The following is a 15,587-nucleotide window of genomic DNA, read 5'->3' as shown; positions in this document are numbered from 1 at the left end:
AAAATATTTAAATTTTTTAATAGAATTATATTTATCAGAATATCAGATAGTTATATCCTAAATTCAGATGCATTTGATTTTCTTTTTGTACCTTTTATCAAATCTATTTCAGGTCGCATTGATCTAAACAAAATTTCATGGCGTAGGTTTTCACGGACATGTCTTTTCGACGAACGAGAAGAATTCTTACTACAAGATATGAACAAAATGACGAGAACACACAAAAATTCGGAAAAGGATCAGAGCCAGATCTTAGCCGTTGTTAACAGAAGATTATTTCTCCGCTCGGCAGGAGTTGCTTCTGCCATGGGAGCATTTATACTGGGAGCCTGTAAGGATGATGACCCGGTGATGACAGGCGACAAAACGGTCGACCTGGGCTCGGGAGACACCGGCGTTCTGAACTATGCTTATGCGCTTGAACAGCTGGAAGCTGCATTTTACACACAAATTATTGCAACACCCTATTCAGGTATTACGGATGCCGAAAAAATTATCCTGACCGATATAAGGGATCATGAAATCGTTCATCGCGATTTTTTCAAAAAAGCCCTGGGCAGCGGAGCCATTGCAGACCTTGAAGTGAATTTCTCCAGCATCGATTTTACGAAACGGGACTCCGTACTGGGTGCAGCGAAATTATTCGAAGATACTGGTGTTCAGGCCTATAACGGAGCCGGAAAGCTCATCAAAAATGCTGAGTACCTCTTACTAGCCGGTAAAATAGTATCTGTTGAAGCACGGCATGCCGCTGTGATCCGTGACCTGCTGAAACCAAAGTCTGCCGACTTTGCCGGAGATGACATTATTAACGCGGATGGGTTTGACAAAGCAATTGCTCCGGCTGATATCCTTGCTGCGGTAAAAGGCTATGTAAAAACCAACATTAACGGCAGCAACGTAGGTAAATAATTGATTCAACTCCAACATTAGAACTCATGGATATTTTCAAGATAATAGACGAATTTCAAAAAATTGATGGGGATGCAGCCGGCCGCCTGGAGTACGCTTCCCGCCGCCACTTTATGAACCGGATCGGCAGCAAAGTTGCGACGGTGGCAGTGCCCACGCTATTTGCCTCCATTATCAACAAAGCCTACGCACAGTCGGCCGCAGCAGTGGATGTACTCAATTATGCGCTGACACTGGAATACCTGGAAGATGAATTTTACAAAGCAGGTAATGCCGCCGCCAATTTAATACCTGCGGAAGATAAAGCCATTTTCACTACCATTGGAAAACACGAAACCGCTCACGTTGCTTTTCTGGTAAAAGCCCTGGGTGCCAAAGCCATTGCAAAGCCTACGTTTGACTTCAACTATGCAGGCGCTTTTGCGGATGTATTTACCAATTATAAAACATTCGTGACTGTTTCCAGTGCCTTGGAAGATACAGGTGTGCGAGCCTACAAGGGCCAGGCTGGCGCATTAATTGCGGACCCTCAGATACTGGAGTACGCCTTACAGGTGCATTCCGTTGAAGCCAGACATGCGGCTATTGCACGTCGCCTTGCAGCGTCGCTCAATGGAACACCTGCCATGAAGGCCTGGATAACAGGGAAAGAGGGTGCAGTTCCGGCTATTTACGCCGGTGAAGATAACATGACACAGGGTGGCGCGGATCTGAACGGCTTATCGGGAAAATCCGCAGCGGCTATCACGGAGGCATTCGACGAACCTCTTTCCAAAGAGGCCGTTCTGGCCATAGCCGGGCCTTTTATTAAGGCATAAATTACAGGATTACCTCCAAATCTGTACACACACATGGTTGTGTAATCCATTTCATTTCTTAATATAATGCAGCAAGGATTGCCTCATGACAGAGGCAATCCTTTGTTTTTTACCAATCTTTCCAAAAATCAGGTAAGTTTTTGAACCATCGCTCCCTTCAACTGATAAGGTTTATGTATTTTTGGCCGTTATAGTACCAGGGCTACCTACTTGACATACTAATGGATACTCATTTTAACAGAAGAAATTTTATCAGGAAATCGGGCCTTGCGGCCCTGACCGCTGCTATTGGTTCGGAAATTGTGTTTGCCGACAAGTTACCGGAAGGATATATACCTCTGGTACTGGATGAAAAAGATGCGTTAAAAGGCAAAGCCCAGGAGATGATCGTACTGAGTGACAAACCCTGGAATGTGGAATCACCTCTTCATTTGCTTGACGACAAAATCACCCCGGTCGAAAAAATGTTCATCCGGAACAATGGCCTGATCCCTGAATCCATTGATCCAAAAAACTGGACTTTAACCATTGACGGAGAATCTGCTAAAACAACAAAAACCTATACCATTGAAGATTTAAAAAAACGCTTTAAACATTACACTTATCAGCTTGTACTGGAATGCGGCGGCAACGGCCGTGCGGGATATCAGCCGCAGACTTCGGGTAACTCCTGGGGACAAGGCGCGGTGCATTGCGCACAGTGGACGGGTGTCCGTCTGAAAGACATTCTGAATGATGTTGGGATAAAAAATGATGCTGTATATATAGGATACCATTCTAAAGATATACACCTGAGCAAAGACCCCAGGAAAGAAGCCATTTCCAGAGGCGTGCCGATAGCAAAAGCATTGGAAGATGAAACACTGATTGCCTGGCAACTTAACGGGAAGGATATACCCGAATTTCATGGTTTCCCCCTTCGGCTGGTAATCGGTGGATGGCCAGCATCGGTTTCGGGCAAATGGCTCAGCGCGATATCCGTAAGAAACAAAATACACGACGGTGCAAAAATGGATGGGCACAGTTACCGAATGCCCCGCTATCCCGTTGCACCTGGTACTGATGTTCCGCAAACTGATGAATATTTCAGGATTATTGAGTCAATGCCTGTTAAATCCATCATCACCTATCCTAAAAGCGGAGCTATCCTTTCCCCTGGAACCAGCATTCCTTTACGTGGCCATGCCTGGGCGGGTGATCTGGCAGTAAAAAAGGTAGAAGTATCTCTGGATTTTGGCGCTACATGGCAGCCTTGTAAACTCAATACCCCGGTTAACCGCCTGGCCTGGCAACATTGGGATACAGAAATAAAACTCCCGACAAAAGGATATTACGAGGTATGGGTGAAAGCAACTGATGCCAAAGGCGTTTCACAGCCGATGGTCATTCCCTCATGGAATCCTGGCGGGTACCTGAATAATGCCTGCGAAAGGATTGCCGTGAAGGCAGAATAATTTATTATCCGGATAGGACAGACAAACTCATTATGAAATATTTCCTTTCTGCACTTTTGGCAATCTGCCTGTTGACTGGTTTTGTATCCATAAGGCCTGCGGCGGGAATTGGCACTGTCAACCAGACTGTTTCCTTATCAGATACCTTAAAAAAAGATCCGGAAACCGGCTTATATGAGGATAAAAACCTGTATATGGTGAAAGCACAATGCACCAATTGCCATTCCACCAAACTGATTCAGCAACACCGCTTCACCCGCGATGGCTGGAAACAGAAGATCAGATGGATGCAGGCCAACCACAATCTGTGGAACCTGGGAGAAACCGAGGTACAGGTATTGGACTATCTCGAAAAATACTATGCCCCATCTTCCACGATAGCCCGCCGGGCTCCTTTGAAAGATATCAAATGGTATAAGCTGAACCCATAATTAGTAACCCTCAATTTTTTACTCCGCGTGCAATTTTTCGTTAAAAGCTGTTTCAGAATTCTGTTTTTTGCATTTCTCACTTTTAATCTTCCTTTTTTAGCTGAACCGGCTTTTGCTCAACCTGTTACAAAAACAGACCAGTTACCGAATCCTTTGGCAGCCGAGGTAATAGGAATACAGGATGGCGATACCATTGAACTGAAATTTATATTTTCAGGAAAAAAGGCAGGGCAGCGCTTGGGCAAACCGCTAAGAATTCGTTTTACCCACATCAACTGTCCGGAACGGGGCCAGCCCTATTATAAGGTAGCCAAACAGTATACCTCACAAAAGTGCTTTCATAAAACAGTAAAAATCCGGCATAAGGGAGAATTTGACAGGTATGGCCGGCTGCTGGGAGAAGTAATATTACCTGATGGTGAAGTACTTAACAAATCATTGGTAAAAAACGGATATGCCGTTCATTATAAAAAATACTCTTCGGATCAGGAATATGCCAATCTTGAGATCCTGGCAAAAAAGCGAAAAATTGGGATTTGGAGCCAACAGCCATTAAATTTGGGAGGATTGTAGACAAAGAAAATGACCCAGCCAGCAACACTGTACCAGATACTCTATCAGAACGAAACGCTTTTCAGGATTGCTGATGACACGCGGCAGGATACCTTTCTTGAAAAAACGGCCGACGTAATAAAGTCCAGTCCTCAGGTATTGGCTCCAGTTTCCTCTCCGCCGGTGATTTCCAAACCTGCCGAAGAAGTAAAAGAAAAGAATCCGGCCTTTCCTGAACTCAAGCACAGCATACTGATCCTAACCGATGAGCCCAAACAAGAAAGGCTGATTGAGACGGAATCGCTGCTGCTTGAAAACATCCTGAAGGCTGTCGGCCACTCTTCTGCACAGTCGGACATGCTTAATTACAGTTTTTTGAAAAGTAAGGATGCGAGAATAGTACTGGCCGAAAAAAAGACCAACTACTTCATTACTTTTGGCGTACCGTTGATCAAATTAAATCTGGACCTATTACTTCCCCCCTATAATCCCAAGTACATTGAAGGGATCTGGTTCCTACTCGCAGACCCCTTGGCGGTGATAGAAGCAGACAGAGACCTTAAGAAAAAGCTTTGGCAGGCTCTTCAGAAAATGTTCGAAAAGCACTGAGCCAGAGAAGCTTTCTACCTTTTAATTACCGGTCATCACAATATTATAGCTTGTTTGTAAGTTTTGATGGATAATCGCAGGCTAATCCATTAAAATCATGGCCAAACTTACTGAAAAACTTGCCAGTTGGTTCAGATCCTCCAAGGCTGACGAAGAAAACTATTACGACGAAGAACCAGCCGCTCCCGGAAATATCATTCAGAATTTCAACAGCCCGACCACCGAGAAATCATCAGAAGCCACCAATACCGGGGAAATTTCCAACAAACTGGGTACGGATGACACTTCCGCCTATGAACAGGTCATTATGCCCTACTGGCTTGAAGATGAGGATACCTTACGGGACGAAGGCGTTTTATTTGGCCTTTCTGAATCCGAACCATCAGAAAAAACAGAAATTATACAGAAATACTTTTCGCAGCTCGGCGCACCGCACGCAGCTGAGATTGAGCAGCAAAATGAACGCATCCAGGAACTTAACCTTTTCATAGGCCAGAAGAGCAACCGCATGGACGAGCTGGGCCAAAAGCTCAGAGCACAGTCCGACTTACGTTTTACGGCTGAGCATCATCTGCCCAGGACCCTCATGGGTTTATTGCTTTGCGTAGCCATGTGTGCAGGCAATTTTTACCTGATCAGGGCGTCCCTGAAACCTGCATTTGAAGAAAGTTCAGCCATTGCAATAGGAGTTTTCCTGTCAGGGATGTTCAGCTTATTCGGAAGAATTTCAATGTTTCATGATAACGACTCCAAGGTTACCTGGCGTGCGCTGTTGGAAGAAATAGGGCTGCCGTTTGCTGCTGCACTCTTTGTGTTTACGAATGCACTCCCCTACCAAACCTTCTGGCAAGCGATGGCCCTATTCATTTTTGTGTTTTTTCTGTTCCTTTTTGCTGGCAAGCTTCTTTTAAGCAATATCACTTTGCTTAGAAATGATCTGAAGGCGTGGCTCGGTATGAGGAAGGAAAGCGGCAGATATGAGCAGAATCAGGTAAGCTGGGAAAATGAAATCCGGCAGCTCCAGAATGAAATAGATGAACTGCGCATTAAAAAATGGCAATCGCTCAGAGAACAAAGTACTGCAGAAACGGAGCGTGACAGGATTAATGCGAAAAGGGATATGCTCGTCAAGCTTTTCGAAAGCGAATTCTACCTTGCCCGCCGCATGAAAACCGAACTCACCGGCAGGCAGATCAGATACATCCGTGACAGCAGCCGCGATTAACCTCATTTCCAGCAATAAACTTATTGTCAAATCCGGAATACATTCATTATGGACGAGAACACCGAAAATCAAAACCAGGATTATCAGCGCGGTTATACCAGCGGTTTAGAGGGACAGGAAAAGGAAGCGTACGAAGCGTACCTGGCAAGCCATGTGAACCACGACTGGATCACCGGGCAGCTCTCCGAAAAGAAGGAAAACCTGGCGGCAGCAAGAGCCCTGTACCAGGAAACGGCACAAATGCACAAGTCGGCCTATGACAGGCTACAGGCCGAAGTGATGGGACTGAACACCAGTATCAGAACCAAAGAAGAAAACGAAAAGATCATCTCAGATATTAACAGCCAAACTGACTATCTGGAAGAAATGCGGCGTGAAAAAGCGCCCTCATATTCCTTGGTTGCGGGGCTCATCTTCCTTGCCGCCGGAATATCTTTTATTGCCGGCGACCTCATCATTTCCCACGAAATTGTGGCCTATGCACTCAACATCCGAAATTCCAACGAGGCGTGGGCATTTGCCATCGGGCTTGCCATGTTATCCGTTTTATTAAAGCCAGCCTACGACCGGCTGATAGAAGAGCCGTTTCACCGGGAAGATACTGTCAGGGCAAAGTCAAGATATGCCAGGTTTAAACTGATCCTCTCCGTTTTCGCGGTTGTGACGCTGATCATTCTGGGCTGGTTCAGATATGAGGCGTATCGTACCGACAAACTGAAAGAGGCCATTAACAAATCGGTTAAAAATCTTCAGCTGAATGCCGTAGATCCGTTAACGGGAGCCCCTGTCAACAGCCCCGAACTCACCAATAAAATTGAGGAGGCGCTCAGGAATTCGGATCAGCTTAACCTTGATCTTGTGAATAGCCCCTGGGCCTTGTTATCCTTCGTCCTCAGCGGTGTGTTATTTGCCGTAGCCGGTGCGGTTTCCCTGGGCATGGCCTTGCCAGTTTTACAGGGGTTCTGGTACCGCTGGCTTCAGATTGATCCTAAATTATGGAAACTAAGACGCCGGAAACGAAAACTGGAAAAAGAACTTGCGCCCTTGCAGGAAAATATCAACCGTCATATTTCTCAAAAGAATATTCAGGAGAATGATATTTCCCTGCTTCATTCCCTTGAAGAGTTAAAGAAAGAGGAAACCAAACTTAAGGCAGAAATTGAACAACTTGAACAGGAAAGACGTGACGCACTCACCGACAGCCGGGTTCGATTATTTGGAGATGGTTATGCAAGAGGCAAAGTGTCCCGTGATATCATGACCGAGGAAGAATATGACCAATGGCGGAACCGGCACATGACTGTCTCCAATCTTGCACTGCGCGCCAAGGCCAACGCCGGTTCGGACAGAGCCGTTACCCGATCAAAAAATACAGGTATGCGCCCGCATCAGGCCATCCGTAAAGCCATTACCGACAGGTTTGATGATAATAATTCCTGATGAAATTTCTTAAATTCGGGCGATTATCAATATTCATCAAATGATTATAACCCCGAATTTAAGGATCATACCCTGTGACGATACGCTTTTTGATGCGATCCGAATGGGTAATCATACACTTGCCAGAGTGATGGGGGTAAATGTGCCAAAAAAATGGACCGAGTTCCGCGACACGTTTACTCCCGCCTACCATCGCTGGAAAGCGCATCCTCCTCTGCGCGAATGGTGGCTATATCTTACCATTTATATTCCTGATAATCAACTGATAGGATCCTGCGGCTATAAAGGCGAACCCGACTCCAGTGGTATCGTCGAAATAGGTTATGAAATTATGCCCTCACACCGTTTAAAAGGCCTTGGCATGGAAACGGCACAGGGGCTTGTTGCCCATGCTTTCAGCCATACAGGTGTGCATAAAGTAATTGCGCATACGATGGCCGAAGAAAATGCGTCCGTTCATATTCTCCAAAAAATAGGATTCCGTCAGACAGAAGATGTTCTGGACCACGAAGAGGGGCCGCTGTGGCTTTGGGAATTACCAAAAAAATAAAATTTCGTTCCGTCTGTTATAGTTCCTGTGGAATGAGGGGAAGATTGGCAATAAATTAATTGTATTGAATAAATAATCTTTTGACTTAATTTACTATCTTAAATTCCGAATAAGCCTTGAACCCAACACATGAACTAAGATGATTGAAATGTCAGAAAATACATATCCCTGGATCAAATTTTACCCTGAGGGAATACCTTATGAAATAAATCCGGACGCCTACCCTTCCCTGGTGGATCTGATCGAAACGGGCTTCCGAGATTATGCGTCCCAGCCAGCCTATACCAACATGGGCAAGGAGATTTCCTTTTCCCAGCTTGACCGCTACTCGCAGCATTTTGCCGCTTACCTGCAGCACATGGGACTAAAAGCGGGCGACAGAATTGCCATTCAAATGCCCAATCTGATTCAGTACCCCATTGTGATGATGGGTGCCCTTCGGGCAGGCCTTGTGATTGTCAACACCAATCCGTTATACACTCCCCGTGAAATGGTTCATCAGTTTAAAGATTCGGGAGCCAAGGCAATTGTTATCCTTGCCAATTTTGCTGCCAATCTTGAAAAAATCATTGCTGATACGGGCATTGAGCATGTAATCATTACCCAGGTGGGAGATATGCTGGGTTTTCCAAAAAAACTGCTGGTGAACACGGTGGTGAAGTATGTCCGGAAAATGGTTCCCGCCTATCATATTTCCAAAGCGGTTTCATTTGGCGAAGCATTGTCTATAGGAGCAGGTAGCACCTACAAACGTCCGCATGTATCCGGGCTTGACCTTGCCTTTATACAGTACACGGGTGGTACAACCGGCGTTTCCAAAGGCGCCATGCTCACACACCGCAACCTCATTGCCAATGTAGAAGCCACCAATGAATGGCTCATGTCAAAAATGAGGAATTCAGACCATACCGGACAGCTCGTACTCGCCACACCGCTTCCCTTATACCACGTATTTGCACTCACTATCAATGGATTGTGCGGAATAAAGTGGGGAGCACTGAATGTCCTGATCCATAACCCAAGGGATATTCCGGGCTTTGTAAAGGAGCTGAAAAAATTCAGAATTAATATCTTCCCAGGCCTTAACACCCTGTTTAACGGTCTGCTTAACAATGAGGATTTCAAAGATGTTGATTTCAGCGGATTGAAAATATCAATTGCCGGAGGTATGGCACTGCAAAAAATTGTGGCCGAAAAATGGGAAAAGGTAACAGGATGTCCGCTGGTGGAGGGATATGGATTATCAGAAACCTCGCCGGTACTATCCGTGAATCCACTCAATGGCAAACATAAACCCGGGACAATCGGTGTTCCGTTCCCGAGCACGGAAATGAGGATCCTGCGGGAAGACGATACCTGGGCCAACGTGGGCGAACGTGGTGAAATATGCGCGCGCGGCCCTCAGGTAATGCTTGGTTATTTTAACCGCCCCGACGAAACTGCCAAAGTGATTCTGGAAGATGAGAGTGGTCGGTGGTTTAAAACCGGAGACATTGGCATACAGGACGAAGATGGCTTTTTCAAAATCGTAGACCGGAAAAAAGATATGATCCTGGTATCCGGTTTTAATGTTTATCCCAATGAGATCGAAGATGTGGTAGCCCAATGCCCCGGTGTACTTGAAGTAGCATGTGTGGGTATGCCCGATGAAAAAACAGGAGAGATGGTGAAAGTCTTTATTGTTAAAAAAGATCCGGCTTTGAGCGAAGAAGACGTAAGAGCCTACTGTCGCCAGAACCTGACGGGTTATAAATGTCCTAAAAAAATAGAATTCAGAAATGAACTCCCTAAAACAAATGTGGGAAAAATTCTCAGGCGGGCGCTACGAGATGAAGAACTAGCAAAACAGGCCAAATAAACCCGGTTGGAACAGATGAATTCATGAAAATGCCAGGTACCTACACTGGCATTTTTCATTTCGGCATTCTACCGCTTAAAAACTTCCCCTGGAAAAAGATGGCAAATGACGGTTGTGGAACGGGGTTTATATATATTTATGTAAATTAGTATTCAACCAGTAAATTATTGATATTATGAATCTGCACCGTAAAACGTTGGTACTGTTGCATGGGCACGGCATGGATGATACAATCTGGGACAATCTGGATGCCATGTTGAATGAATATTTTACCGTTGTAAGGCCCAATATATCGCTTTTCACCTTCTGCCAGTCGGTTGAGGATTATGCCGATGAACTTCACCGCTTGCTCACCAATGCTACCATCACAAAGTGCACGCTGATCGGCCATTCCATGGGCGGGTACATCGCACTGGCTTTTGCCGAGAAATATCCCGATATGCTGGAAGGTTTCGGCCTGTTTCACTCAACAGCCTATGCAGATGATGAGGCGAAAAAACACCAGCGTAACCAAACCATTGAACTGCTGAGAAATTACGGCACCGAAATGTTCATTAAAAATACAGCGCCCAATCTCTTTGGTGAGCGTTATAAGGAACTCTTTCCGGAAAAAGTAAAAGCACATGTGAAGCATTTCGGAAAACTGCCTGCTGAGGCGCTGATCGTAGGCATTCATGCCATGCGCAACCGCCCCGACCGCAGTGAACTATTAAGAACGATGCCCTATCCGGTACTTTTAATCATTGGTATGCAAGACAAGCTTATCCCCTTTGAAAGCTGTATCAGCCTTTCGGAATATCCGAAACAAAGTTATCCGTTCATTCTGGCAGAAGCAGGGCACATGGGCATGGTGGAAAGACCCGACGCCACCGCCCGGATGATCAGCTGGTATATGAATAAATTATAGAAAGTTATAGTTTGAATTTATTAAAACAAGTCAGTGTTCGTTATCATATTGAACACTGACTTTTTCTCTTTTTGAGCATGAAAAATTTCGACCCGAAAATACTTTTTAACCGAATCTTTCTCCTGTTTCTATGGAGCGTCCTCTTTCTTGCTTCCTGTAACAATGACGACCCGGCCACTCCGGAACAGAATAAGTACCTGAAGGAAAGCAGCAAGATCAAGGACCTTACCAAGGACGATATCTCTAAGGTAGCCAGTGCCATCAGTCCGCTGTTGACAGGATACGTTAAAAATGGAGTAACTGTTTATAAAATCACCTACGAGACCAAAAACACGGACGGCCAGACCATTACGGCCTCTGGAGCGCTCCTCGTGCCCGTAACCGACCAGCCCGCTTCACTGATCAGCGTACAGCATGGTACCATTCTGAATGAGAATTCGGCGCCATCCCATTTTCAGGATGGCAGCGAAACCGCTACTTTCGGAACCCTGTTCGGTTCTTTGGGCTACATTATTGCGTATCCGGACTACATTGGCTACGGATCTTCGGCTGCATACCCGCACCCCTATGAACACAAAGCCAGCTTTGGTACTGCTTGTCTGGACATGCTGAGAGCGTCAAAGGAATTCCTGAAGGCGCAAAACGCCGTTAAATGGGACAACAAACTCTACCTTGCAGGGTACTCTGAGGGAGGATCTGCGACGATGGCTCTTCAGAAAAAAATAGAAGAAGAAGCCTCTTCCGAATTCAATCTTATCGCTTCCAGCTGTGGCGCCGGGGCCTATGACAAAACGGCCTTCATGAAATATGTGATCAACAACACTACACATGGTATTGCGGCTTATAATAAGTTATACCTTTGGGTACTGCTCACTTATGACAGGATTTACAATCTTAATCACCCTAAAAGCTATTATTTTAAGGAGCCTTTTGCCACGCAGATTGAAAAACTCGGAATTGACTATCCCATTAACCAGAGCTTTAATACCATCCTTAATGATTCATTCAAAACCGCACTGAACGATGGGACCAGCAAGGGCTTCCTGGATGCCATCGGCGACAACGACGTTTACAACTGGAAGCCAAAGGTACCTACCAGGCTGTACCATGGAAATGCCGACCAGCTTGTTTTCTATTTCAATTCTGAAAAAGCATACAATACCATGAAAGCGCTTGGTGCAGACGTGCAGCTCATAACGATCGACAAAGGGGATCATGCCTCTTCTATTGATGACTTTTTACTGGGGACACTGGCATTTTTTACGACCACAAAGTGAGAATTATCTTTCAATCCCAAAAGCTCTCAACTTATACTTGTAATTTAGCATTTTATATTGTGTTGAAACCCGCTTGTCTCATGTCGTATCAGGTACTTTTGTTCTGATAAAAGTACAGATACCGGAGATCGTGGTTTCAGAATTTAAATTCACATACCCCATGTCGTCACTTCTTGACTTAGTTGGCAATACACCTCTTGTTGAATTAGACAAAATAAATCCTAATCCCAGAGTAAAACTTTACGGTAAACTGGAAGGTAACAATCCCGGAGGCAGTGTAAAAGACCGGGCTGCCTACAGTATGATCAAAGGAGCCATGGATCGCGGAGAACTCAAGCCCGGCATGAAGTTGATTGAGGCCACGAGCGGAAATACCGGAATTGCCCTGGCGATGATTGCCAGATTATTTTCAATAGATATTGAGCTGGTCATGCCACAGAACTCCACACGCGAACGCGTTCTGACCATGGAAGCGTTCGGTGCAAAAGTGATACTGACCGAAACAATGGAAAGTGCCAGGGATTTGGCCGAAGAAAAGGCTGGCGGGGAGCAGTATTTTATGTTAAATCAGTTTGCCAATCCAGACAATTGGAAAGCCCACTATCAGACAACAGGACCGGAAATACTGAAAGATACCGATGGACAAATTACCCATTTCGTATCTTCAATGGGTACTACCGGAACCATCATGGGTGTTTCCCGGTATTTAAAAGAACAAAACAGTAACATCCAGATCATAGGCTGCCAGCCAACAGACGGGTCCAGTATACCAGGGATCAGAAAATGGCCTGCGGAATACCTTCCCAAGATTTTTGACCGGTCGCGGGTAGACAGAGTGATAGAAGTTACTCAGTATGACGCCGTAGATATGACACGGCGGCTCGCCAGAGAAGAAGCCGTATTTGCCGGCATGAGCAGCGGAGGAGCTGCCTGGGCAGCCATAAAACTGGCCGAAGAGCTGGAAGAAGGCGTTATTGTAAGTATCATTTGCGACAGGGGCGACAGGTACTTATCCAGTGATCTTTTTGGCTAAGGTTTATGATTGACTTGCTCACACGGAAGTACTGACCTGCAAACAAAAAAACTTAGCTTTCGGCTAAGTTTTTTTGTTTGGCCATAACCTCCCGAGACTTCAGGAAACATCAAAACCAAGCTGATCCCAGATTCCGGAAAGGCCAGGGAATAGCCATCAGAATAATTACAAGCGCGAGCAAGTAAAAATATAACACGGTACGATGCTTATCCGCCCCCACCAGTTTTTTGGAACGGACCCGGCCTACAGTAATCAGCACAATGGCTATGAGCATCATAAAAATATGCTCAACGGTATAAAATCGGAATACTTTCTCTTTCATCAGACTGAAGTCCACCTTCGGACTGATAAAGTATAAGATAAAACCGATCAGCATTTGCGTATGTGTAGCAATCAACGCAAACAGATACAGCTTGCTATCTCCCTGAGCCCCACTTTTCCATTTAGAGTAAGCAACGAATATGGCGGCGATCAGCAAGGCCAAAACAACATAACGGAGCCCCGAATGGGCACGTATAAGAATATTCATTTGAGAAGTACGGGTTATGGTGATCATTGTAAGCCCACAAAGGTAATCCTAAGCGCAGCTTCTCCCAAATATTAGTGGCTTCTAAATGCAGACAGGCATTAAATTAGGCACTCTCTTATTATTGCCTGATATTTGTATGTTTTTTTAATCAGCTGATCATGATCATCTACAACATTACAGTCAACATTAGCCACGAAGCAGAAAAAGAATGGCTTACTTATATGAAAACGAGGCACATTCCCGAAATTCTGGCTACCGGAGTTCCTGCTGAATGTAAATTACTACGTCTTTTGACAGAAATTGACAATGAGGGTGCCACCTACACCACCCAGTTCAGTTTCAGATCCATGGAGGATTTTCTGGCCTATCAGACACACCATCAGGATGCGCTTGTGGAGCGTCATCATGGCCTTTTTAACGGGATGTATGTATCTTTCAGAACACTTTTGGAAGAAGCCTGAAACTCAGGAATACCCGTCCGGACAGTCATAAATAAATTAATAAAACCTTCATTTTTACTTGACATTAAGGTAATCTTTTCCTTTATTCACTATACCGTTCTGCCTTAGTTCCACAGGAAGTATTGGCCCCGATTGCCGGAAAATGCAACCAGAGCCTTTATTTAATCCTACAATATACTAAATTAAGACAAGCGGGGTAAGTATTGTTTTACCTTAAACCTAAGTGCTTATGAGACTGCAGATGCAAGCAATTCACTTTGATGCTGATCCTAAATTGTTGGCTTTTATCCAACAGAAACTCGACAAGCTCGATACTTTCTATGATCGGATTACCAGTGGTGAAGTGTTTTTGAGATTAGATAAGAGCGATAATGCAAAGTTACATACCAAGTTGCTGGAGGTGAAGTTATATGTACCAGGCGGGACCATGTTTGTGAGAGAACAGGGTACTACCTTTGAAGAGGCTACGGACCTGGCCGTGGATACACTGAAAATGCAAGTCAAAAAGTTTAAAGATAAAAGGAATAATGCAAGGGCTCCCAAGATTGACGGAATTGCCGTCCCGGAGTCTGAAAACGCTGTACTGGCGGGCATTGAAGGAGAAGAATAATTTCCGGACATATCCAAAAAGAAAGGAAGTTGCCACTGGCAGCTTCCTTTCTTTTTGGTCAAGCGCCCAATTGTTTTGAAGCAACCAATCATTTTCTCAAATTTGCCTTCCAATTAACCAAACCAGATTGATCATGCAAATAGAACCCGTGGTAGATGCCTCATTTGAGCATGCGTTTCGCTTTAGCCAGGAAGAAGTTGAAAAATTTGCCGCGCTGACGGGCGACAATAATCCTTTGCACCTGGACGCCGCATATGCAGCAACCACTTCCTTTAAGCGCCCCATTATTCATGGTATGCTGGGGGCAACGGTTTTCACAAAGGTACTCGGAACACAATTCCCCGGTTTTGGTTCTATATATCTGAAACAGACACTTGAGTTCCTCCGGCCCATGTTTGTTGAAACCGACTACAAGGCCGTTTTCACCATCAAGTCCATCCAGCCGGAAAAACATATCGCCGAAATAGCTACTGAGATCATAGATAGCAATACCAAAAAAGTTGTGACGCGGGGGATTGCGACGATGATCAACCAGGAAAAATTTTAAAAATAAACCCGGCCTTGCGGGGCCGGGTCGGTAAAATTTCTGTGTGCTTCTATCAGATTATGCTTCAGCATTCTTTTTATTCTGAACTTCTGAACGGATATCCTGAGCCAAAGTTTTAAGATCCTGCATTCCTTTACGAACACGGGTTCCGGCAGCCTGATTGCCTTTGTTGTAGAACTTATCAAAGTCGCCCTCAAGCGAAAGAATTAAATCCTTTACTTCATCAAATCGTGCCATGTTGTTTATTTGTTGTTTTAGTTTAATAAATGCCTCTAACACGCCCAAAATGCATGTTTTGCCCGAAATTTAATAATTAAAACCATTAACGCAACCCAAAAAACAAAAAAAAACAATCCTATAATACAATTTTGAAG

General features: G+C 44.9%; 18 protein-coding genes. 16 read left to right on the top strand and 2 right to left on the bottom strand.

Annotated elements, in window-relative coordinates; genetic code table 11:
- Nucleotides 1-207 precede the first annotated feature (207 nt).
- From KOE27_RS01590 to cysM, 13 genes are all read left to right on the top strand, one after another.
- Nucleotides 208-912, top strand: a complete 705-nt coding sequence (locus KOE27_RS01590) for a ferritin-like domain-containing protein (protein WP_406566839.1) — start codon at nt 208-210, stop codon at nt 910-912.
- Nucleotides 913-938: 26 nt separating this feature from the next.
- Nucleotides 939-1,730, top strand: a complete 792-nt coding sequence (locus KOE27_RS01585) for a ferritin-like domain-containing protein (RefSeq protein WP_215237113.1) — start codon at nt 939-941, stop codon at nt 1,728-1,730.
- Between the two features lie 221 nt (nt 1,731-1,951).
- Complete coding sequence (locus KOE27_RS01580; protein WP_215237112.1) at nt 1,952-3,184, top strand: sulfite oxidase; 1,233 nt, start codon at nt 1,952-1,954, stop codon at nt 3,182-3,184.
- Between the two features lie 32 nt (nt 3,185-3,216).
- Nucleotides 3,217-3,615: a hypothetical protein gene (locus KOE27_RS01575; protein WP_215237111.1), complete on the top strand. Its 399-nt coding sequence runs from the start codon at nt 3,217-3,219 to the stop codon at nt 3,613-3,615.
- A gap of 27 nt (nt 3,616-3,642) precedes the next feature.
- The gene (locus tag KOE27_RS01570; RefSeq protein ID WP_229252586.1) at nt 3,643-4,188 is read left to right on the top strand and encodes a thermonuclease family protein; all 546 of its coding nucleotides are present in this window, start codon (nt 3,643-3,645) and stop codon (nt 4,186-4,188) included.
- Between the two features lie 9 nt (nt 4,189-4,197).
- Nucleotides 4,198-4,776 (top strand): hypothetical protein, encoded by a 579-nt coding sequence (locus tag KOE27_RS01565; RefSeq protein ID WP_215237110.1) that lies wholly within the window; start codon nt 4,198-4,200, stop codon nt 4,774-4,776.
- A 97-nt stretch (nt 4,777-4,873) separates the two neighbouring features.
- Complete coding sequence (locus tag KOE27_RS01560) at nt 4,874-6,001, top strand: hypothetical protein (RefSeq protein ID WP_215237109.1); 1,128 nt, start codon at nt 4,874-4,876, stop codon at nt 5,999-6,001.
- A 48-nt stretch (nt 6,002-6,049) separates the two neighbouring features.
- Nucleotides 6,050-7,441 carry a hypothetical protein gene (locus KOE27_RS01555; RefSeq protein ID WP_215237108.1) on the top strand — a complete coding sequence of 464 codons (1,392 nt, stop codon included), beginning with the start codon at nt 6,050-6,052 and terminating at the stop codon, nt 7,439-7,441.
- A 40-nt stretch (nt 7,442-7,481) separates the two neighbouring features.
- The gene (locus tag KOE27_RS01550) at nt 7,482-7,991 is read left to right on the top strand and encodes a GNAT family N-acetyltransferase (RefSeq protein ID WP_215237107.1); all 510 of its coding nucleotides are present in this window, start codon (nt 7,482-7,484) and stop codon (nt 7,989-7,991) included.
- A gap of 139 nt (nt 7,992-8,130) precedes the next feature.
- Nucleotides 8,131-9,849, top strand: coding sequence for an AMP-binding protein (locus KOE27_RS01545; RefSeq protein ID WP_215237106.1), 1,719 nt, complete (start codon nt 8,131-8,133; stop codon nt 9,847-9,849).
- 175 nt (nt 9,850-10,024) lie between these two features.
- A complete protein-coding gene (locus tag KOE27_RS01540) occupies nt 10,025-10,756 on the top strand; it encodes an alpha/beta fold hydrolase (protein WP_229252585.1) in 732 nt (243 codons plus the stop codon).
- 77 nt (nt 10,757-10,833) lie between these two features.
- Nucleotides 10,834-12,033 (top strand): alpha/beta hydrolase family protein, encoded by a 1,200-nt coding sequence (locus KOE27_RS01535; RefSeq protein WP_215237105.1) that lies wholly within the window; start codon nt 10,834-10,836, stop codon nt 12,031-12,033.
- Between the two features lie 160 nt (nt 12,034-12,193).
- Nucleotides 12,194-13,066, top strand: a complete 873-nt coding sequence (gene cysM, locus KOE27_RS01530) for a cysteine synthase CysM (RefSeq protein WP_215237104.1) — start codon at nt 12,194-12,196, stop codon at nt 13,064-13,066.
- 109 nt (nt 13,067-13,175) lie between these two features.
- On the opposite strand, the gene KOE27_RS01525 is transcribed toward cysM, so the two are convergent.
- Entirely contained in the window at nt 13,176-13,595 is a 420-nt protein-coding gene (locus KOE27_RS01525) for a cytochrome B (protein ID WP_215237103.1), read from the bottom strand.
- A 158-nt stretch (nt 13,596-13,753) separates the two neighbouring features.
- On the opposite strand from KOE27_RS01525, the gene KOE27_RS01520 reads away from it, so the two are divergent.
- From KOE27_RS01520 to KOE27_RS01510, 3 genes are all read left to right on the top strand, one after another.
- Nucleotides 13,754-14,056 carry a DUF4286 family protein gene (locus KOE27_RS01520; RefSeq protein WP_215237102.1) on the top strand — a complete coding sequence of 101 codons (303 nt, stop codon included), beginning with the start codon at nt 13,754-13,756 and terminating at the stop codon, nt 14,054-14,056.
- A gap of 229 nt (nt 14,057-14,285) precedes the next feature.
- On the top strand, nt 14,286-14,666 hold the full coding sequence (locus tag KOE27_RS01515) for an HPF/RaiA family ribosome-associated protein (protein ID WP_229252584.1): 381 nt from the start codon (nt 14,286-14,288) through the stop codon (nt 14,664-14,666).
- Between the two features lie 133 nt (nt 14,667-14,799).
- Nucleotides 14,800-15,213 (top strand): MaoC family dehydratase, encoded by a 414-nt coding sequence (locus KOE27_RS01510; RefSeq protein WP_215237101.1) that lies wholly within the window; start codon nt 14,800-14,802, stop codon nt 15,211-15,213.
- Between the two features lie 57 nt (nt 15,214-15,270).
- Here KOE27_RS01510 and KOE27_RS01505 read toward each other — a convergent pair whose 3' ends face one another.
- On the bottom strand, nt 15,271-15,450 hold the full coding sequence (locus KOE27_RS01505; protein ID WP_215238321.1) for a histone H1: 180 nt from the start codon (nt 15,448-15,450) through the stop codon (nt 15,271-15,273).
- Nucleotides 15,451-15,587: the final 137 nt, after the last annotated feature.

The sequence above is a fragment of the Dyadobacter sp. CECT 9275 genome (assembly GCF_907164905.1).
Lineage (GTDB): Bacteria > Bacteroidota > Bacteroidia > Cytophagales > Spirosomataceae > Dyadobacter > Dyadobacter helix.
The sequence above is the reverse complement of the archived record's forward strand: the minus strand, read 5'-3'. Positions and strand labels throughout refer to the sequence as shown.